This window comes from Reticulibacter mediterranei, assembly GCF_016587455.1.
Map to the genome: position 1 here is coordinate 3,342,395 of NZ_BNJK01000001.1, position 20,537 is coordinate 3,362,931.

Sequence of the window (20,537 nt, forward strand, 5' to 3'; positions counted from 1 at the left end):
GCAGATCATACAACCTAGCGACGTTCCAGGCTCCAACCGATGAGCGAGGTGATGACCAACACCACGCCAATGCCCATCATAATCGGGTGCCAGGCAACGCCCAGGAACATCACGCACAGCGAAAACGCAAGAACGATCGGCCAGTAACTAGGGCGAGGTGAGGCCGCCTTTTCATCAAAGGGTTCCTCAACTTTCTTTTTAGCTCGCTTCTTGCGCGGAGTCGCACTTGCCTCTGGAGCGCTGGCATCTTCAGCCTTCGCCGTCTCAGACTCAGAAGCAACATCAGCAGAAGGACTCTCCGCCGTTGCCGACGTTTCCAGCTCTTTCTGCTCCTCTTCCGCTGGAGAAGGAGTGGTCTGCTCCTCTCCGGGATCTGATTGTTGTTCCTCTTGCGCAGTGGCCCCACGCAATTTTTCCGATTGTCCAGTCGTTTTCATGATCTTCGCTTACCTTACTTAGTGGATAACCTGCTTCCAGTCGGCAACCTCTGGATACTTCTTATCGTAGAATGGGCGACGGCTGCGCACGACGGGCAGAGTCAGGAAGTTGTACTGCTTCGGAGGAGAAGCGGTATCCCATTCCAGCGTAAAGGCATCCCAGGGATCGGTTCCGGCCTTCTCGCCATTCTTCAAGCTGCTAATCAGATTGAAGACGAACACCAGGACGCCGATACCGATGATAAAAGCGCCGATGCTAGCGATCAGATTCCATTCGTTCCAGCCCAGGTTGGCAGGATAGGTGTAGACGCGGCGAGGCATGCCCAGCAAGCCCAGAATGTGCATCGGGAAGAAGGCCAGGTTCATGCCAACAAAGAGCAGCCAGAACTGAATATGGCCCAGCTTCTCGTTCAGGAGCTTGCCAGTCATTTTGGGGAACCAGTAGAAGATACCAGCAAAGATACCCAGAGCGGAACCACCAAAGAGGACGTAGTGGATGTGGGAGACCACAAAGTAACTGTCCGTCACCTGATAGTCAAAAGGAACCACAGCCAGAGCCACACCGTTCAAACCACCGATCAGGAACATCGAGACAAAGCCAAGCGCAAAGACCATTGGCGTCTTGAAGCTAATCTTACCCATGAAGATCGTAGCAATCCAGTTGAAGATCTTCACAGCGGTTGGGATCGCGATCAGCGTTGTGCTAACGGCGAAGAAGGACTGCGCGATAGGCGGCAGACCAACGGCGAACATGTGGTGCGCCCAGACGGTGAAGCTCAGGAAACCGATAGCTACACCAGACCACGCCACAAACGTATAACCAAAGATAGGTTTGCGCGAAAAGACGGGCAACACTTCGGAGATGATACCGAAGGCAGGCAGGATCAGAATATATACTTCCGGGTGTCCAAAGGACCAGAACAAGTGCTGCCACAAGAGCGGATCACCACCAAAGGCGTACTGATAGAAGTGCGTCCCAATGTGACGGTCAAGCAGGAGCAGCACAGAAGCCGCTGTCAGGCTAGGCAGAGCAAAGAGCAGCAAGAAGGCCATCACCAGGATCATCCAGGAGAAGAGCGGCATACGGTTGATGCTCATGCCCGGTGCACGCATTCTCAGGATCGTCACCACAAAGTTTAGCGCACCTGTTAGAGAGGAGACGCCAAGCATCATCGTGCCGAGAATCCAGAAGTCGGCATTCATGCCAGGGGTACACTCGAAGCCGTGTCCACAGCCAGCTGCCGTCTGATTCAGAGGAGCATACATAAACCAACCACCGTTAGGAGCGGCTCCGAACAGGAAGCTGGATTGAATGAAAATGCCGCCAAAGAGAATGACCCAGTAGCCAAACGCATTGAGGCGTGGGAAGGCCATATCACGAGCGCCGATCATCAGCGGCACAACGTAGTTACCCAGGCCAGCAAGCATAGGCATCACGAACAAAAAGATCATCGTGGTGCCGTGCATGGTAAAGAGCTGGTTATATTCCTGGGGAGAAAGCACCCTCGCGCCTGGCTCAGCCAGCTGAGCACGAACCAGGAGAGCCTCCATACCGCCCACCAGGAAGAAAAAGAAGGCAGTAACGATATACATAATACCGATCTTTTTATGATCGGTGGTCGTCAGCCACTCGCCAACATAGGTCTCGCTGAATGACTTGCGACGTACCAGTGTGGTTGCGCTATCACCGATAGTGCGCGTTGCCATAAACATTCCTCCAACACTCTAGCCCTGTAGAGATACAGGGTAGATGGGCTATTTCAGACTCTCCAGATACGCCACCAGTTGTTGAATCTGCTCGTCCGTCAATGGCCCGATAGCCATATCATTGCCCGGTTTGATGCCCTGGGGATCGTGCAGCCATTTCGCCAGGTTACAATCCTTCAGGTTGTTTGGATCTTGACACTGGGCAGAGTTATTTTCCAGAACGCCACCAGCAATGAAATTGCGGCTCCCAAAGTGAGTCAGGTTTGGACCAGTAAAACAGCCCTGCGCAGGTCCGGCGTTGGGCGCATCACAGGCAGGATTGGGATTGGTGGCTTTTGTACTGGTGATATCCACGCCAACAATACCATGACAGGCTTGACACCCGGCATCCTTAAAGACTTGCGCTCCCTTCGCCGCCATACTGCCAGCTGCGGGTGCCACTGCCGCTTGCTGCTGTGTATGCGTCCAGGCGAGGAAGTCGTTTGACTCATCCACAACCACATTAAAGCGCATATTGGCGTGTTGCGTACCACAATATTCGGCACAGATACCAAGGTAGGTCTTATTTGGCGTATCGGCCTTAAACCAGCGCTGGTTGTTGTGACCCGGAACAACGTCGGTCTTACCGGTCAGTTCGGGAACCCAGAAGCTATGGATGACGTTGTTAGAATACAGAGAAACATTGACTACTGTATTGGCGGGAACCACCAGTGAGTCCGCAGTAGTGATATTGTATTCGGGATAATAGAACTCCCACCACCACTGATGGGCAAACGCCGTTACTTCCAGCGTCTTTTCCCCGGCTGGCGGCGTAGCAACTTCAAACAAACCTCTAATCGTGTAGCCCAGCACGATAAAGAGGATCAATGCGGGAATAACGGTCCAGGCCACCTCGACTTTAGTATTGCCATGCAATTGCTTCGGGGTGGGCGAGCCTGGACGCTCGCGAAAGCGGATCATGGAAAAGATCAGTATGCCTTCCACCGCCACAAAGACAATCGTGGCAATGATCAGAATAGCAACAAATACTCCATTCTCGCTGTTCGCGACTGGTCCCGCCGGATTGATTATGGAGGGTGATCCCTCTCCACAAGCGACTAACAGGATCGAGGACAAGAGCATGACCGGAACCAGGAGCAGCCAGCGCTTCGTCCTACGAAATAAAGGCATCCTCACGTCTAAATCTCCTACGAAAAGTGTTTGACGATGGACGATGATGTCATTTTCAGCCCGTCTTCATAATTCAGAACATCATGCATAACATCACGCAAAGTAGTCCGGCAAAGAGTGACACATTCTTTCCATATTACTGATGTAGTGTAGCGATAGAGCCTGAAAGAAAACTTGCAGTTCCTCAAAGGAACCTTACAGCGACCTGAATGCAGATCTGGGCACAGGGAGTACTACGACACACACATTCCCGCCACTGTATCCATAGCACAAATACTATAGCGTAAATGCCTATTTTTGACCACTGCTCTATCAGCTTATTCCATGCAAAAAATGCTGCTCTGATCGGGCAGAGCAGCATTTTTTTTAGTAATGGCTATTTATCGCGGAAGCGCAAGAGCAACATCCCGTTAGCAATGACGAGCAGGGCTGCGCCTGTGTCGGCAAGGATGGCGAGCCAGAGGTTGGCAATCCCGATCAGCGTGAGCGTCAGGAAGGCCACTTTCACCAACAGTGAGAAGGTAACGTTGGTCTGGATCGTGCGGAGGGTTGCCCGGCTCAGGCGAATGAGGTAGGGCAGCTTCGATAAATCATCTTTCATTAGCGCGATATCGGCGGTTTCCAGTGCCGTATCACTCCCCGCAACGCCCATCGCAATACCAACGGTCGCGCTGGCAAGGGCGGGTGCGTCATTGATGCCATCGCCGATCATAGCGACAGCAGGATGAGATGCAACCAGTTCTCGCATCGCCTGCGTTTTCTGATCTGGCAACAGATTGGCCCGCACCTCGTCCAGATCGAGTTGTTGCGCGACCACACAGGCCGTCTTCTCATTATCGCCGGTGAGCATAATGAGTGAAGTGATTCCACACGCTTTCAACGCTTTGATGGCCTGTGGCGCATCGGCGCGGATCTCATCGGCAACCGCGATCAGGCCGTGAATCGTGTCGGACTGACGGGCGAGCAGCACCGTTTTACCCTCGTGTTGCAGCCGGTCAATCTGCGCCTGGACTTCGTCGCTTACATTCTCAAAGAAATGAGGCTTGCCAACGGTAACGAACGTTCCGTCTACTGTAGCTTGAGCGCCACGTCCGGGCAGAGCGAGAAAATCGACAGGCTCCACCCAGGACAGGCCACGTCCGCGTGCCGAATCAAGGATGGCCTTCGCCAACGGATGCTCAGATCGACTCTCAATTGCCGCAAACTGCACGAGCAGCTCGTTTTCAGTGCGCCCATCGAGCGGAAGAATGTCAGTGACCATCGGATGCCCACGCGTGATCGTTCCCGTCTTATCGAAGGCAATCGCTTTGACTTTGCTCATGGCCTCAAGGTAGGCACCGCCTTTGATCAGCACACCGCTACGAGAAGCACGACCAATGGCCGCAACAATAGAGACGGGCGTTGAAATGACCAGAGCGCAGGGGCAGGCAATCACCAGCAACACCAGCGCCTTATAGAGCCAGGGCAACAGCGCACCGCCGGTCAACAGCGGGGGCACCAAAGCAACCAGAACAGCGATAATAATAATTGCAGGTGTATAATAACGGGCAAATTGATCGACAAAACGCTGAGAAGGTGCACGTGAACCCTGAGCCTCCTGCACCAGCGCGATGATCTTCGCGATCATCGTCTCCTCAGCACGCTTCGTCACCTCGACCTCGATATATCCATGCTCGTTCAGGGTGCCAGCAAACACATCGTCGCCAATAGCTTTCTCGACGGGCAGGCTCTCGCCAGTGATGGGAGCCTGATTGATTGTGGTGCTGCCCAGCACGATCCGACCATCAGCTGCAATGCGCTCTCCAGGCCGTACAAGCATCAGTGCGCCTGGTTGCAATTGATCCACGACAACGCGCTGCTCTCCGGCCTCGGTTTTGATGGTCGCCTCGCGCGGCGAAAGATCGATCAGGCCGCGAATCGAGTGGCGCATCTTATCCATCGTGACACCTTCAAGCATCTCACCAAGCGAAAACAGCACAACCACCGCCGCGCCCTCAGACCACTGCCCGATAATGGCTGCGCCCACGACCGCAATTGTCATCAGCAGATCGATGCCCAGCGTACGACCGCGCACCAGAGCAAAGTAACCGCTACGAGCGATGCGATAGCCGCCGATTACAATGGCGGCCCCATAGAGTGCATTGACGAACAGATCCGTTGTATGAAAGAGTTCCAGCGCAAAAGCCAGCGTCCAGACAAGAGCGGCAAGCGCGGTCGGCAACCATCTATTGTAGCCCTGCCAGAAGTTGTTGAGCCAGACAAGCAAGCGACCAGGATTGATGGGCAGGACCGTCTCGGAAACTGCGACCTCGTCATGATGGACAGCACCATGTTGATGCTCGTGTTGCTCCTCTCCACAGGCACACGAGGAACCACAACCACCCTTCGCGGGAGACAACACCGTCAGCCTGCCAGTCGAGCCGTTCACCACGTCATAGCCCAGTTCACGGATCAATTGCTCGATCTTTACACGGCTGAGCGTCCCCGCCTGATAGCCAACGGCCATCTTCGAGGTAGCAAAATTGGCGTTGACGTGAATGACGCCAGCCAGCCGCTTGACGCCACGTTCAAGCGTGGTCGCACAATCCGCACAATCTAGCCCGGTGAGCAGAAGGGTGTCATGTTGCGCCTGTTCCGCAACGTTGGAATGAGCGTCGGCAATGACATCCTGAACGCGCGGGAGTGGAAGGTATGTATCATCATAGGTAACGATCAAACATGTTCCTCGCCGATCAAGATCGACCGCCTTGATACCTTCGGTCGTTCTCAAGAACTGCCGCATGCACGGCTCGCAGGCGCTCTTTTGAGGGGCATCGAGCAGTATTTCAACTGTTTTCACAGCCATAATATACTCCAATTTCTGGCCGCCAATATTTAAACGATTTAGCAATTACTAAATTATAGTCTGACATAGCAAATTTTGCAAGGGATTGTCTCTACGAATTGTAAGGGAGAAGATTGGGAGAACACCTGATGACAAAATAGTATCTTTGCTCTATAGTATTGAATAAATATAGCAAGAGAATGTCCTTCTTTGCAAAATTCATATGTAGCGACAATCCCTTGCGGTTGTCGTTCAGCAGAAATAGAAAGTGTAGTGTTATGCACGGACATGACATGAGCCAGCCCTGGTTTACCCAGTGGAATTGGAATCCGATAATTCTTGTTGGCATCGCGGTGCTGATCGGCCTGTATTGCTATGGAATCATATTTCTGCAACGCAACTATCAGGCCGAAGAACATGCTCGTCGAGGGCAGATCGTGGCATTCGCAATCGCGATGGTGGCACTTTTTGCAGCCCTCATATCACCGCTTGATATGCTGGCGGAGATGCTGTTCACAGGACATATGATACAACACCTCATGCTTGCATTTATGGTTGCTCCCTTGATGGTATTAGGGATACCGCCAAAAATTGCCAGTCTGCTCTTACAGCCACGACCAGTTGCGCTAGGCTGGAAATGGCTGGTAATGCCGCTCATCTCAGGTATCCTTTTTAATGCCAATATCTGGATCTGGCATGCACCCCCTATTATGAACGCCATGATGGAGAGCAATAGCCTCCATCTACTCGCAATGGTGTTATATGTGGTAACGGGTATCCTCTTCTGGTGGCCGCTATTTGGGCCGGTACAAAATGGCGTGTTCCCGCTGAATCTGGCCGGCAAGCTGATATACATTTTGCTCGGTGATATGCCAATGGTTCTGCTGGGCGCGGGATTGACCTTTACTTATCCACTTTACGCGACATACGCCATGACCTCGCGCATGCTCGGCCTCACTCCGGCGCTGGATCAGCAACTCGGCGGCCTGATCATGTGGGTTCCCGGTGCTATTTTCATGATTGTGGTTGCCAGCATCCTCTTCCTGCGCTGGATGCTCAAGCAAGAGGCCCGTCAACAGGAGGAAGATCGACGGCTTGCAGAACTGGCAGACGAGCCAGCATAACGAGACGGGGAGAAACACCCGAATATGGCAGGGGCGACGGCTTGTCCTCGCCCGTCTTGCACCAAATATATGTATTGTTTCCCGGGCGAGGACAAGCCGTCGCCCCTGCCATATTCGGCCTTGCCCCGAAGAATTTCGTGAATGCACCAATAATGTCGGCCCAGAGCTTTCCAGTTCTCCGCTCAAAGGGGTGCAGGGTCTCCCTGCCGGGGTCTGGGGTGTCCCCAGTTTCCTTCCCTCCTTCGCGCGCCGCCTGCGGCGGCGCGCAAAAGAGAAGAAAAAAGGTTTTTGCGGGGACACCCCGCACCCCGGCAGAGGGCTGCCGCCCTCTGCACTCCCGCAAGATGGGAGAATTGGAAAGCCCTGAATGTCGGCCTGCTTCGCTTGCGTACGTTGACGACATGGACTATAATTTAGCAAGTGTTAAATTGTTTATTGAGACACGGTATAGATAACAGCGGAAGGAGCAGGAGATGAGCGACAGGCCCAGAAAGGGCGCGAAACGGATAACCGCAGGTTCCTCGCAAGCGACAGATCGTTGTCTTCTGCCTGGAGCCGATCGGGAGCGCGTCGAACGCGGCAGAGCAAACTTACTACCAGAAGAAATCTATGGAGACATCGCCGAAATTTTCCGCGCACTGGGCGATTCCAGCCGCGCAAAAATCGTCTATAGCCTCCTCAAACAAGAACTGTGTACCTGCGACCTGGCAGAAATTACAGGTCATTCTGAGTCATCGGTTTCACAGCATTTACGCATCTTGCGACAGTTGCGGCTAGTCAAAAGCCGGCGCAGTGGCAAGCAGGTCTTCTATAGCCTCGATGATACCCATATTCGCATCCTGCTGGCCGTTTGCCTCAGCCATGTGCGGGACACAGATCAGCAACACGAGGGACTCGGCAAGGTGCTTGAGGTCTTTGAGCAAGCGGAATAGCAAACAACACGCCCTTTTACCGACGAAATCATGCATATCCGACACCTGCGTAGCGACAATGCCTTGCGCTTGTCGCTTCTTTTATTCAGGTAATTGTAAGGTAACTTCCAGGGGCTGCAAGGGAAGTATCAGGAAGAACGACGACAATAGTCAATGGTTTACTATACTTTCGTTACGTTGGCGAATGCGTCGAGATATCGCTTGCATGGGATGTTTGATGCAGCCCACATATATTTTTTAACAAGAGACAAGTGAGGAAGAGCAGTTGATAGTCAAGGAAATAGCATCATCTGAAAAAGAGCCTGAGAGTTTAAGGCAGCTTATCTCTAGCTATATTAATCTGATCAAGCCACACGTTACTGTCTTGCTGCTGGGAATCACCGTTGCAGCGATGGCGATTGCGTATCAGGGGCTACCGCCACTCGGCCTTGTGCTGGCAACCCTGCTCGGTGGCGCAATGGCAGCTGGAAGCGCCAACTGCATTAACTGCTATATTGATCGCGACATTGATCAACTGATGGGGCGCACGCAGAGACGATCTCTCCCCGCAGGCAAGGTGCAGCCCACACAGGCGCTGATCTTCGGCATTCTCCTGGGCGTTGGCTCCTTCGCCGTTCTTACGGTCTTCGTCAACCTGCTCAGCGCTGTACTCTCCTTTGCTGCCATTCTCTTTTATGTCTTCGTCTATACGCTCGGCCTGAAACGCAATACGGCGCAAAACATCGTCATTGGTGGAGCTGCCGGAGCGGTACCGGTGCTGGTCGGTTGGGCCGCCGTCACAAACGAGGTTTCACTGGCAGCCATCTGGCTGTTTGCCATCGTGTTCTACTGGACGCCGCCCCACTTCTGGGCGCTTTCGTTGCTGATCCAGAAAGACTATGAGAAAGCCAGCGTGCCTATGCTGCCGGTCCTGATGGGTGAGCAGGAGACGCGCCGACAAATTTTCCTCTACTCGCTGTTGCTCCTTGCGGTGACGCTCATTCTGTTCGTCCTGCATACGATGGGCTACATCTTCCTCGCCGGAGCGCTGATCCTGGGCGGCATCCTGATCTACATGTCGGTCCGTCTCTTACGCGATCAAGCCGACTCGAAGAAGTGGGCGCGAACCATTTTCTGGTACTCGAACTGCTATCTCGCAGCGATCTTTGCCATAATGGTGATAGACAGAGTTGTACATTTCTAGGAAACACACATCATGAGCATACGTTGGAACTGGCGTCTCGCTTCACGCCTTTCAGTGATTACCCTGGCCGTGCTGGTGATACTGCTGGTTACGCTGTTGCAACAGCGCCAGCAGGCCGCAACGACGATGCAGGCAACCAGCCCATCGACGACGGCTTCAGGCTTGCAGGGAACGGATCTTAACGGGGCCGCCGCAGCGGATTTCAGCTTGACCGATCAATTCGGCAAACATGTGTCGCTTTCACAATACAAAGGGAAACCGGTGGTGCTGACCTTCCTCTACACCAACTGTCCCGATGTATGTCCGTTGACGGCTGAGAAGCTGCATGCGACGATGCAAATGTTGGGTCAGGACGCACAGAACGTTGGCATTATCGCGGTCAGCACCGATCCCGCGCGTGACACGCAAGCGGCAGCGCTCAAATTCTCAAAGGCGCACAACATGCAAGATTCCTGGCACTATCTGGTTGGAACGGAGCAGCAGCTTTCACCGGTCTGGTCCGATTACCACATCTTCGCGCAACAGCAGCAGCAAACGGTCAACCACAGCATGGGGATCTACGTTATCGACAAACAGGGCCGCCAGCAGGTCTATCAAGACAACGACTTCACTCCAGCTCAACTTGCCGACAACTTGAAAATTTTGTTGAAGCAGTAAATAAATATGGAAGAAACAAACTCACGAGATACGCATTATCTGGTTGCATATCTCGTGAGACTCATCGCCAGCAACTTTGGATCGCACGTTTGGCTTCTTTAGTATTGCTGGATTGCAGTTTCGCTATGATTCCCTCCTCTGGAGAGAAGATCGGCTTTCTCTTCTTCCACCAAAGCTGGAAAATCCTCAAAGGTAGGTACTATCTCATCAAAGATCTGCTCGAATGGTTGCCCATATTCACGGGAAAGGGTGTCCAGGAATTGTGTGAGTTGTCTCCCCTCATCAGAGGAAGAAGCAGCCTCAAGAAGGGTGGCAATCATCGACGGATTGACGATTTCACGCGGAGATGCCATTAAGCCATTGATCATCATATATTTCATAAACATGCCCATGCTTTGCGGATTGCGCGGATCTTGAGCTATCTGCCATCTAGCTTGCTTGAGGTACAGATCAAAGTATTTCTGAGCCAATGTCATCCCCTCCAGCGACAAAGGGCCGGAATACTCGACACCAGGCCAGCATCGATCCGCAATAGCGCTGAGCTACCAGGCAGCTTCAATCGCACCCTGTATGCACTGAAAGAACCGATGTTCAAAGTCGAGTTGAGGCAGTTCGCGTTGCTCACGCAAACAAGTTCCCAACATTTCTGCTTCGATGGCCGCCATGCTCATGCCTTGACCATAGATAGGATCAACATTGCAGAATGCATCACCCATCACCAGCAAACCTGAAGGCCAGCGTTCCATTTGCTCATAGTGCTGACGAAGGCATTCCAGGATGCGATAGCCCCTCGGCTGTGTGACTGGCTCCGCCTCCTCCTGCAAGACATCAGCAAGTTCCTGAGAAAGTAACTGACGCAAGCCCTGATCAAAACCCTCTGAGTCAGTCGGAGGATAGAATCCGCCCGCGCTAAAAAGGATCACTCCAAACCTGTCCTTTTCAATCATGCTAGAATATGATGTTCTGATCTTTCTTTCCGGTTGACCCTCAATGATAATGCCAGCCCTTTTTTGCGCAAACTGCGGAGAAACCTTGTAGTAACAGGTACTATACCCCAAAGCGCTCTTGAGGCGTTCAGGTTCAGGTACATCATAACCCAATTCCTGAACCCATTGTGATGTCTTCGAAGAGCGTCCACGCGCGTCAACAACCAGATCAGCCATAAGCACCTCATGTTGTCCTAGCTGGCCGCGTGACCGAACATAGATCCCATCAACGCACGTCTGGTCGGGCAATGTGTGGAAACCAATGACTTCCAATCCGGTGAGAAAGCGTACGTTCGCAAGCGCTTGCACGCGCCGACGAAGGGTCCATTCCAGTAAAGCTCTACTACAACTGGCATCTTTCCCTTGCTTCAGAAGAAAAGGAGTATCCTGTCGCCCATATTCGTTAATAGCTGTAAAGATCTTATTCTCTGACGAGAACGCTCCACGCTCCAATAATTCATCGACATAACCAGGGAAAAGGCGTTCTATAATTACATCTCCTCGAAACAGTAAGCGATGGAGATGAAATGCTTGAGGGGTTCCTGGACGATTCCCAGGCTCCTCGGGAAGTGTGTCTCTCTCTACCACGCAAACCTGATCATAATACTCTGCAAGGACACGCGCAGCGAACAACCCGGCAATACCAGCCCCAAGCACAAGCGCCTGCGTTCCACTTTCATGGGTCTGTGGGATAGTGATCTTTCCATTGAGTGACATTATCGTTGGATTCCTTATCTTCTTAATCAAACTGAGAACAGTTGGTTTTCAAATGGCTACAGGTATATAATTATATAGATACCTGTTTCTCTTTACTATAGACGGAAAGCAAACAAGTATCAATATACAAAATGAAACCAATGGTAACCTAACTAACATATAAGGGGGCAATGTTGCCAAACACATCCCAACCGCCAGAAGACTTGCGGGTCAGACGAACCCATAAACTCTTATGGGAAGCGCTCCTCTCGCTCTTAGAGCAGCGTCCACTCGAATCGATCAGCGTCACAGAGATCTGTGAGAAAGCGATGGTGCATCGAGTTACATTCTATAAACACTTCGAAGATAAATATGACCTGCTAGAGTATGGCCTCCAAGCCACCCGAATGCAGTTGATTGAAGAACTTCATCAGGAAGAAACCTCTCAAACAAAGAGAAAACACATACGAATGCTCGAACAGATCGCAAAGCACCAGCGTCTCTACTCCCTGATGATGGTAGAGAAAGAAACCCATTCTTTGCCAAGCTTGATGCGCCAACAGCTAACAAAAGATATAGAAACCGATCTCAAACAGGCTCAGGAAAAAGGAATCCAACTGCCTATGCCCCCAGAGGTCATGGCACAATTTTACGGGGGAGCAATCGTAACACTTGGTGGCTGGTGGCTTGAGAATGGTATGTCCATCTCTATAGAGGAACTTGCTCGCTATCTGGATCTCTTGCTTCCTGACACACTGGTAAGTCATTGACAGGGGTCAAACAGAATTGTAGAGAGCGATGGTCAGTATAGCTCATCCATTCTAGAACAAAAGCATCTGTTCTCCCAGGTATGTGCGGCACACAGCAACAGGATGCCTATAGCGCTTGAAGCCGCGCCTTCCTTATGGCGAAGTTGCTCTTTGGCCGCCGGGGAAGTCACCCTGCTTACGCTCAAGCGCCACACGATCCCACTGCACTAGATTCGCTGCGACCTCATAGGCGCTCTGGAAAAACTCCAGCAACATCTGTTCTGGCGCAGCGGCCTGCCGCACATCCTCATACCGTAAGAGGAACTCGCCCAGTTCTGCACTATAGAAGGCGGCTGCCGGGCGTAGCGCGGCGTCTGCCAGACCCGAGGGCGTGGGTACAGTATATGAGTAAAACGCCGGGGTCTGGAACTGCTCATTGCCCGGCCAGAAACCACAACTGATCGCTTCGTGCGAATAGGCTTCACGCGTAATCTGATCCGCCCCTGGACGATCCGGCGCACGCCGTCCCGAAAACAAGGTGAGCGCCAGGTCGAAACTTCCCCAGAAGAAATGCGCCGGGCTGCTTTTGCCCAGAAAGAAGGAGCGGTAGCGCTTGAGAACTGTGTCCGCCTGGACCAGGATGTGCCAGAAGCGGTGGGCGTAAACGGGATCGTAGGAGGCATGCACTTCATCTTCATTAAAGCGAATGGGGTGCTGCACTTCGCAGGGCAACGTGTTGATTGTGACATCGATTCCCAGGGCACGCAAGCACGCCATGAACTCCTGATAAAAGGCGGCGACAGAGCGCGGGATCAGCGGCAACGCTCTGCGGCTCCCCTCGCTCGTGACAATGAAGAGGGTGTGATCGATGAAGTCAAACGCCACTTCAAAGGTGCCGCCTCGATAGGGGATGGGAGAAGTGGTCAGCCCACGCGGGGTGACATACAACGCGACATGCCACCAGTGGTTCACAGGCGAACTCAACTCCATTCTGACCTTGCCCACGATCTGGGTCCACATATGCAATGTCTCACATGTATCCTTCCATGTCTCAAACGGCAACAACGGCCATCGCTCCGTAACTTCCCCTTGATCCATCGTGCTTTCCATGTGTTTCTCCTTCTGGTTGTCGCTCTTTATCATTGCGACTTTTATAACCGAACTCGGAGATATTCCACTTTACAATATATGAGTCCCGTCGAGTTTGAAGATCGATAGGAAAACTTCCACACATTCTCCCCCTCCACAAAACTGGGTGAAGGTCATCGAACCTGATGTGATTTGTTCGCATTGTGATAGTGTATAGCATGTCCTCATTGCTTTATACAACGTTACACAGATAGGTGCAAACTCTGGCACAATCACACAAGCTTCCTAATATCGCCATATGCGCGATAGAAGCCGCCACCGGTCGCCAGGCGCACCTCATCAACCAGATAACGAGTGTTCTCCTCGCGAATATTTTGCGGGAACTGGACACGCAGATTGGGATCGAAGCCAGGAGAGACGACGCGCATACGCAGACGGCTCCCATCACGATAACATTCGAGCATGATACCCTGAGTCGCATTGGAGGTCGTTTCGAGCGTTGTTGGCGCTGGCGTTGTGGCTGCTACAGCTGGCGCTTTGACATCAACAGCCTGTGGCACCGTCCCGGAACGCGCAGCCTGGATCGCAGCCTCGCTCACATCAATACAGGCCAGATGGCCGCTCGTCGTCACAATAAAGAGACGATTATCGAAGTATTGCATCGAATAAGCGGAGCCACAGCCTGTCTTCAGCTTCCACAGGCGCTCTCCCGCGTGATTGAAGCAATAAACCGAATCTCTACTATCGCCCGCAAAGATGTACTGGCCCTGAGCAGTCGTGGCGCACGAGAAGATCGGCGCATCACAGTCATAGATCTTCCCCGGCTCCCCCTGCTTCGTAAAGCTATACACTTTGCAATCGCTGGTTCCGGCATAAACCATCGTCTCATCCTGCCAGCCAAAGAGAACCGGGCCTCTTGTCCGCTGCTGCCAGAGTTGTTGCCCGTCGCTGTTGCGATACATCGTCACACCGCCCGAATGCCCGTGATAGATGCCCTCGTTGCCACAGCGCACCATCCAGCCGGAGGAATAGGAAGTGCTTTTGAGCCATTCGGACTCGTCTTCGTGGCTCACCAGAGCGACGCGCCCGCCAGCATCGGAGACGGCCAGCGAGCCATTGAGGATATCGAGCCAGTAGATGTCGATATCGGGAGCGATCTGGTAGGAAACGCGCGGTATTTTGCCGCTAAGATCATAGACATTGCCATCGTCGCAACCAGCATAGAGCCAGATATCGTCGGCCACCAGACATTTCACGCCATCTGGCAACGTCAATTGAGATTGCACCTGTCCACTATGATCGAGGCCAAAGATGCGCCCCGCCTCGTTGCCCAGCCAGCAATGTTGCTCATCAATAAAGATACCAAAGGCTGGGCTACTGGAAGCAAATTTCCAGAGAACAGGCGCTTGCAGCGATGGCGTGGTCGTCCTGGTGTGGTGGGTCGAGGCTCCTAACGTCATAGAGCGCCGCGTCACAGCACGCTTCTGGCGCTGCCCCATCACGGCTGTTTGGTAGCCGCCTTTGAGCTTGGCGCGTATCTTTTTCTGGGCAAACTGCTGCGCATATTCGGCTGTGGCATGCTGGCTCGTCTGGGTCTGCCCCTGATCGCCAATACGCCCATAGCGAATACGCACCTCTGTATCATCAGTCACCACTTCATAAAATTTATGTGCGCCGCCCGGTTCAGACAGTTCGAGATACGTCGTTGTTGCGGTCATATAATTACTGCATCCCTTCAGATTGATGTTTTTATTGACAAAGCTCTCACGTAGCGACAATCCCTTGCGGTTGTCGCGGGCCAGAATACTACCATGCATGGGGGCCGCGACAACCGCAAGGGATTGTCGCTACGTGAGAGGAGAAGCGCTCCTACAATGTGTCAATCATATCATTATCAAGCAACTGCTGCTGGTTGCCAGATGGCTGGTATTACCTCTTCCTCACGTTGTGCATAATCATCGGAATGGGGCGGGAAGATATTGTAACTCTGCACGACAGAAATTGCGCGTTCTTCGTCGGAGAGCAAAGAGAGAAAATTGGTCAACCAGTGATCTGCTTCGGGGACGTCCTGAGCGCGAACAATGCAGTAATCATTGACATAGCGGCCAAATTTGAAGACGCGCAAGCGGCGTTCGCGCTGTTTGGCGGGATCGCGCCGCAGACGATAGACGCGTTGTTCTTGCGGATAGACCTTGCTGGACACATCGAGAAAATGTTGACGCTCTAGTTGCGTGTACAACTGCTCGCCCAGGAAGAGACGCAGGGTATTTTCGGCTCTTTGCGCCGGAGTATAGCCATCTCCCAGATCCACCTGATCGCCAACGCGGAGGATATCGCGCAAACCGATACGTTGCGAACGAGCAGAGCGGCGCGTAATCGAAAAGTGTTCAGGTGGCTGACCGGCCAGAGGATAGCCAGCAGCGCGTGCAACTTCGGCGGCAATGGCGTATCCGGCCCAGCCTGCCACGCCCGCAATCATGCTCTGCTGGGTGGGATGATAGCGCTGCGCAAAAGCTACCAGCCCGCTTGCGGTGGTCCCGTTCCCGGTAGTCAGACGCAATAACACGAAATAATACGGCCTGTTATCAAGCTGGCTGCTGCGCTGCTCGATAGACCAACGGCCTCCAAGTCCGGGCCACTGCTGCTGCGTTGCCTGGACGAACAGATTGTTGACGGCGGCTGTCCCACTGGCACGCTCAAGCGGCACGCCAGTATTTTGAGAAGTGGTCAAAAGTTGCGCCAGTCGAGTATGCTTGCACGAGCGCACTGTGCCTCCGTCTTGCCGAAACGTCCAGGCAGGGCAGTCGCAAGAGAAAGCGCCAGTACGCCAATCTGCCAGGACGCGATACCATGAATTGGCGCGTGAGGCCGATTCGATAGCCATAATCAGGCGATAATCGCCATTCGCCAGACTACGTGGCATAGCATCCTCCCATATTTTAATAGTTTTCTATTTAAAGTTTTCCATTCGCCATCACATCAGGAGTTTCACAATGAATGTGGAACTCCTGATGCAATTGGCTTCGTTGAAATGTAATTTTGCGGCATAAAGAATTGTGCAACTACAAACACAATCGGCTCGTAGTTATTTGTACAAGGCATTTTTTCGTTGCTAGCCACCTTGCGTCATGCTCAAGATCAGGAGATTCTCTGATTTGGGATCGAACTCGTAAACGGGCACCGGGTTCGGTATCACGCCGGGTCGAGGGGGCTGCGTTGCCATAACCGGGCGACGACGTGTACGAGCAGAGTGTATGAGATCCTGGGCATTCTGCAATGCCCAGCGCTCATCGGCTTCAAGCGTATCAAGAGCGGCCAACGACTCAACACGGGGAAAAGCCACGGGTGTATCGCCTGAACGTCCAAAAACACGAATGGTTCCAACGCCGAGTACAGCAGAGCTAAAATTACCCTGACGACAACGTTCTTGCCAGCGGCGTTGCAAGGCTTCTTGATTCATAACAGTCATCTTTTCCTCCTTGTGCGTTTTCGATAAGATAGAACAGGTAATCCTCATTTGTTTATCTATTCTTTTCTTGAACAAGCAAAGCGGAAATCTCGGGATGAAAAAATTGTTATGATCTGGCAAGAGGACCACTATCGTACAGATAGGAGTGAGCAACATACATGCGTAGAATTACCTGATACATACAACTGAATCTGATAAGAAACAAGGAGAACGCGAGACAGCAATGACGATACAGGAAACGAGCGATTTTGTGCGATCTTTATACGATATGTTTAATACCCATACAACCGATGCACAGTGGATGGAGAAAATTGTAGCCAGGGTATCAGATGATTGCGATATACTGGATGCCCCAAGCGGCATGATGCTGGCAGGAAAAGAAGGGATGCAGCTATTTCTCTCGACCTGGACAACAGCCTTTCCCGATTGCACGTTTTCGATCACCAATACCGTCGATACAGAAGAACAAATTGTGGTCGAATTTATTGGTCGAGGAACCCACACGGGAACGCTCTATGGGCCAGCAGGAGAAATTGCGCCAAGCGGAAGGCAAATAGTATTACGTTACTGCATCATCCATAAAGTTCAGGATCAGCAAATCGTCGAAGTGCGCATGTATTACGATGCAATGGGTCTGTTTCAACAAATCGGGCTGCTTGACAACGAAGAAGAAGAACTGGCATAAACAGAGTCCCCACAGGAGGAGAGAAGCGCTTTGAAACGCTGGCTCCCCTCCTGTAGGGACTCTGCATTCTGCATGTGCTAGAAGAATGCTATTTGCATATACATTAAATTAGCCGCGCAAACGCTCCAGAACAGGCGGCTGACGGAGCTTAGCAAGCGCCCCTGCTTCGATTTGGCGAACTCGCTCACGCGTAATGCCCAGTTCACGCCCAACCTGTTCAAGCGGGTGAGCCTGACCATTGCCCAGGCCAAAACGCAGCTGCAAGACCAGTTGTTCGCGGGGGGTCAGAACAGACTCCAGAACGCGCTGGACTTCATCTTTGAGGGTCTGGGTGGTGGCAAGTTCTTCAGGGGAAGCGGATTCGGTGTCTGCGAGTACGTCGCCTAATTCCTGCTCTTCATCTTCTCCAACTGGCAATTCGAGAGAGACCGGAGCGCCTGGGGCGGCCTGTAGCTCGACCATACGGACAGGATCAAGACCAGTAGCCTCAGCCAATTCTATCTCTGACGGCTCACGTCCTAATTCCTGAAGGAGTCTTTGCCGTTCGCGGCGAATGCGATTCAGGGCGGTATTGACGTAGACAGGAAGACGGATGGTGCGCCCCTTATCGGCAACGGCTCGACTGATCGCCTGACGAATCCACCATGTCGCGTGAGTCGAGAAACGATGACCACGACGCCAATCATAGCGTTGCACGGCGCGAATCAAGCCAATGTTGCCCTCTTGAATGAGATCGAGCAGCGTCAAGCCACGACCGACATAGCGTTTGGCAATGCTGACAACCAGGCGCAGATTTGCCAGAATAAATTGCTTCATGGCATCCCGATCACCGGACTCAATGCGCTGGGCCAGCTCGATCTCGCGGTCATGCGTAATCATCGGGACGCGGCCAATTTCGCGCAGATAGGTCATCACAGCATCGGATTCGCCAGCATCAGCAGCGTTCACCATATTGTCTTCATGATCTTCTGATCGACGGCGACGCATAGCAGTACGACGAACAGGAGGCTCAGCCTCGGTCGTCATGGTCGGAAGCTCTAGAATAGACTCATCAAGCTCAGATGAATCGGGCATATGGGTTAGACCGTCATGCATATCAGGCATTTCGTCTAACTCCAATGGGCCTGTATCGAGTTCCAGGGGACCAGTATCTAATCGCTCCAGGTCTTCCTCCGCCTCAGATTCATCCTTGAGATGAGCCTCATCTGTATCATCTGGCGGAGTGTAATCGAGATCTTTTTTGAGAAATTCTTCAACCAGGTCGTAGGATTTCTCTGAACTCGATTGTTCCTGTGAGTTATGTAAGGTAAGCGTTGTTCCCGTCATGGCACGCTTTACGTCTATCATTGTGCGCCCTCCATGAAAAGTTGTATATCCTAAGCAGCAAGATATATAATCACCGGTCTGGTCCTACACTCAGGGAAACGAGCCTTCGTCGGACCGTTGTGTCCGAGCGCCGAGTGGGAGGAGATCAAAGACGTGCATCCTGTCTCTAATATAGAGAAACATAGCCAGGTCGGAAATTATTCCTACTCCAATTATAACTCATGTCCCCCTTTCATTCTAGTCTTTCGGGTTCCTTTTTTGACCGGCATTTATACGGAAAAGCTAAAATTGTCAACTTGTAGGATATTTGTCTCTACCAGTCCTAGGAAATTCGTCCTCTCCATGTATACGTTCGAGGCTGCCTGAAGGTGGCAAAATAGGCGCAGCCTCAAGAAAATCGTTTTCCAGAACTCCCGAAAGCTTCCTCTCCAGATTTATATGTATCGATCTCATTCTAATGCGTTGTATCATCTTGAGCAACCGATACGCCAGATAGCCTGCAATCAGCAAGGCCGCTAGTAGCGTCGTGATCGATGCCAGGATATCGCCCACGATCTCCCAGCTCGCTCCAAAGGCATAGCCGAGTAGAACGGGAATCAAAGCGCCCACCAGCTCACCGCAAAAGTCGAGCAGTAGAAAGCGCGGGTAGGGATACAGCTCTATCCCGGCGATCAGGTTAATGGTTCCTCCCAGGCCGGAAAATAGGAAACGGCTCAAGAAGATCGCCCAGCCGCCACGACGGTTAAAATAGGAGCGCGAACGCGTGATGCTCGTCAGTATATGCGGTGACAGCACATATGTTCGCCTCGGGCGAGCCAGCCAGGAGAGAAACCTAATTCCTCCGAAACGTCCGATGCAATACCCCACGCTATCACCACAGGTGGCTGAAGTCACGGCAATCAACAGCAGTACAACAACATTAAAATCGCCGAGCGCCGCAAAAGCTCCTGCCGCCAGCAATACAAAGCTGATCGGTAAAGGAACTCCCACCGAAGCTATAAAGATGCTCAACGCCAGCGCCGGATACCCATAGAGTTGCAGCCAGCTAATCAAGAGCGGGAGGAACGTACTCACGTGGTCTCCCCTCCGCGAACACCCGACCTGGACAATGTGCGCGGATGGTCTTGATTATGCTCTCTCCTATAGAGAAGAATTGATGCTTGAACGGTATGTATCACGGTTCCAACCGGGCGATGAACGCGAATGGCTAACTCCTGTAATGTTGTGCGGCGTGATGGGCGAGCACTGGACAGGTGCAGGGCATCGTAGAGGTAGTTTTCAGGCACCTGATACACATGCGAAATGTACGGGATAGTCATCCAGGGACGAATCGTTTGCACATCTCCCTGTTGCCTCTCCTGTTGAAAACTCTGAAACGCGCTTACCGTTGCTCTGGCAGCAAACAGAGCAAAGAGAAGAGAAAGCACCAGTAAGATACCAGTTAGCACGACGCGTACTCGCACGCTCACAGCAGCAACTCCTCAGCACCGCTCGCTTCCCTGG

20 protein-coding genes are annotated in these 20,537 nt (G+C 52.4%); 7 read left to right on the forward strand and 13 right to left on the reverse strand.

All coding sequences use genetic code 11. From position 1 onward, the window contains the following. Positions 1-14: 14 nt before the first annotated feature. The 4 genes from ctaF to K3T83_RS14235 form a co-directional block, all read right to left on the reverse strand. On the reverse strand, positions 15-437 hold the full coding sequence (gene ctaF, locus K3T83_RS14220; protein ID WP_220203627.1) for an aa3-type cytochrome oxidase subunit IV: 423 nt from the start codon (positions 435-437) through the stop codon (positions 15-17). An 18-nt stretch (positions 438-455) separates the two neighbouring features. Continuing rightward, on the reverse strand, positions 456-2,144 hold the full coding sequence (ctaD, locus tag K3T83_RS14225; RefSeq protein ID WP_220203628.1) for a cytochrome c oxidase subunit I: 1,689 nt from the start codon (positions 2,142-2,144) through the stop codon (positions 456-458). A gap of 48 nt (positions 2,145-2,192) precedes the next feature. After that, positions 2,193-3,314 (reverse strand): cytochrome c oxidase subunit II, encoded by a 1,122-nt coding sequence (gene coxB / locus K3T83_RS14230; protein WP_220203629.1) that lies wholly within the window; start codon positions 3,312-3,314, stop codon positions 2,193-2,195. Positions 3,315-3,690: 376 nt separating this feature from the next. After that, positions 3,691-6,159, reverse strand: a complete 2,469-nt coding sequence (locus K3T83_RS14235) for a heavy metal translocating P-type ATPase (protein ID WP_220203630.1) — start codon at positions 6,157-6,159, stop codon at positions 3,691-3,693. Positions 6,160-6,416: 257 nt separating this feature from the next. Here K3T83_RS14235 and K3T83_RS14240 point away from each other — a divergent pair, with 257 nt between their 5' ends. From K3T83_RS14240 to K3T83_RS14260, 5 genes are all read left to right on the forward strand, one after another. Beyond that, positions 6,417-7,262 (forward strand): cytochrome c oxidase assembly protein, encoded by an 846-nt coding sequence (locus K3T83_RS14240; RefSeq protein ID WP_220203631.1) that lies wholly within the window; start codon positions 6,417-6,419, stop codon positions 7,260-7,262. Further along, positions 7,234-7,629: a hypothetical protein gene (locus K3T83_RS14245; protein WP_220203632.1), complete on the forward strand. Its 396-nt coding sequence runs from the start codon at positions 7,234-7,236 to the stop codon at positions 7,627-7,629. Before K3T83_RS14240 ends, K3T83_RS14245 begins: the two co-directional genes overlap by 29 nt. A 106-nt stretch (positions 7,630-7,735) precedes the next feature. Then, positions 7,736-8,194, forward strand: coding sequence for an ArsR/SmtB family transcription factor (locus K3T83_RS14250; protein ID WP_220203633.1), 459 nt, complete (start codon positions 7,736-7,738; stop codon positions 8,192-8,194). 265 nt (positions 8,195-8,459) lie between these two features. Beyond that, positions 8,460-9,377: a heme o synthase gene (locus K3T83_RS14255; RefSeq protein WP_220203634.1), complete on the forward strand. Its 918-nt coding sequence runs from the start codon at positions 8,460-8,462 to the stop codon at positions 9,375-9,377. Between the two features lie 12 nt (positions 9,378-9,389). Continuing rightward, positions 9,390-10,034, forward strand: coding sequence for an SCO family protein (locus K3T83_RS14260; protein ID WP_220203635.1), 645 nt, complete (start codon positions 9,390-9,392; stop codon positions 10,032-10,034). 98 nt (positions 10,035-10,132) lie between these two features. Here the strand turns inward: K3T83_RS14260 and K3T83_RS14265 are convergent, their stop codons facing one another. Together K3T83_RS14265 and K3T83_RS14270 are read right to left on the reverse strand one after the other, a co-directional pair. Further along, positions 10,133-10,504, reverse strand: a complete 372-nt coding sequence (locus K3T83_RS14265; RefSeq protein WP_220203636.1) for a hypothetical protein — start codon at positions 10,502-10,504, stop codon at positions 10,133-10,135. 72 nt (positions 10,505-10,576) lie between these two features. Then, positions 10,577-11,737, reverse strand: coding sequence for an FAD-dependent oxidoreductase (locus tag K3T83_RS14270; RefSeq protein ID WP_220203637.1), 1,161 nt, complete (start codon positions 11,735-11,737; stop codon positions 10,577-10,579). Positions 11,738-11,907: 170 nt separating this feature from the next. On the opposite strand from K3T83_RS14270, the gene K3T83_RS14275 reads away from it, so the two are divergent. Then, entirely contained in the window at positions 11,908-12,486 is a 579-nt protein-coding gene (locus K3T83_RS14275; protein WP_220203638.1) for a TetR/AcrR family transcriptional regulator, read from the forward strand. Positions 12,487-12,618: 132 nt separating this feature from the next. Here K3T83_RS14275 and K3T83_RS14280 read toward each other — a convergent pair whose 3' ends face one another. From K3T83_RS14280 to K3T83_RS14295, 4 genes are all read right to left on the reverse strand, one after another. After that, positions 12,619-13,575 carry a DUF5996 family protein gene (locus K3T83_RS14280; RefSeq protein WP_236064898.1) on the reverse strand — a complete coding sequence of 319 codons (957 nt, stop codon included), beginning with the start codon at positions 13,573-13,575 and terminating at the stop codon, positions 12,619-12,621. A gap of 251 nt (positions 13,576-13,826) precedes the next feature. Beyond that, the gene (locus K3T83_RS14285; RefSeq protein WP_220203639.1) at positions 13,827-15,371 is read right to left on the reverse strand and encodes a WGR domain-containing protein; all 1,545 of its coding nucleotides are present in this window, start codon (positions 15,369-15,371) and stop codon (positions 13,827-13,829) included. Positions 15,372-15,448: 77 nt separating this feature from the next. Next, positions 15,449-16,477, reverse strand: coding sequence for a hypothetical protein (locus K3T83_RS14290; protein ID WP_220203640.1), 1,029 nt, complete (start codon positions 16,475-16,477; stop codon positions 15,449-15,451). Between the two features lie 189 nt (positions 16,478-16,666). Further along, a complete protein-coding gene (locus K3T83_RS14295; RefSeq protein ID WP_220203641.1) occupies positions 16,667-17,023 on the reverse strand; it encodes a hypothetical protein in 357 nt (118 codons plus the stop codon). Between the two features lie 223 nt (positions 17,024-17,246). Between K3T83_RS14295 and K3T83_RS14300 the strand changes: the two genes are divergently transcribed. After that, the gene (locus K3T83_RS14300; RefSeq protein WP_220203642.1) at positions 17,247-17,708 is read left to right on the forward strand and encodes an ester cyclase; all 462 of its coding nucleotides are present in this window, start codon (positions 17,247-17,249) and stop codon (positions 17,706-17,708) included. A 108-nt stretch (positions 17,709-17,816) separates the two neighbouring features. On the opposite strand, the gene K3T83_RS14305 is transcribed toward K3T83_RS14300, so the two are convergent. The 3 genes from K3T83_RS14305 to K3T83_RS14315 form a co-directional block, all read right to left on the reverse strand. After that, positions 17,817-19,055 (reverse strand): sigma-70 family RNA polymerase sigma factor, encoded by a 1,239-nt coding sequence (locus K3T83_RS14305; RefSeq protein WP_220203643.1) that lies wholly within the window; start codon positions 19,053-19,055, stop codon positions 17,817-17,819. Positions 19,056-19,325: 270 nt separating this feature from the next. Next, complete coding sequence (locus K3T83_RS14310) at positions 19,326-20,108, reverse strand: DedA family protein (protein ID WP_220203644.1); 783 nt, start codon at positions 20,106-20,108, stop codon at positions 19,326-19,328. Continuing rightward, positions 20,105-20,503, reverse strand: coding sequence for a hypothetical protein (locus K3T83_RS14315; RefSeq protein ID WP_220203645.1), 399 nt, complete (start codon positions 20,501-20,503; stop codon positions 20,105-20,107). The genes K3T83_RS14310 and K3T83_RS14315 overlap by 4 nt, the downstream gene beginning before the upstream one ends. Positions 20,504-20,537 lie beyond the last annotated feature (34 nt).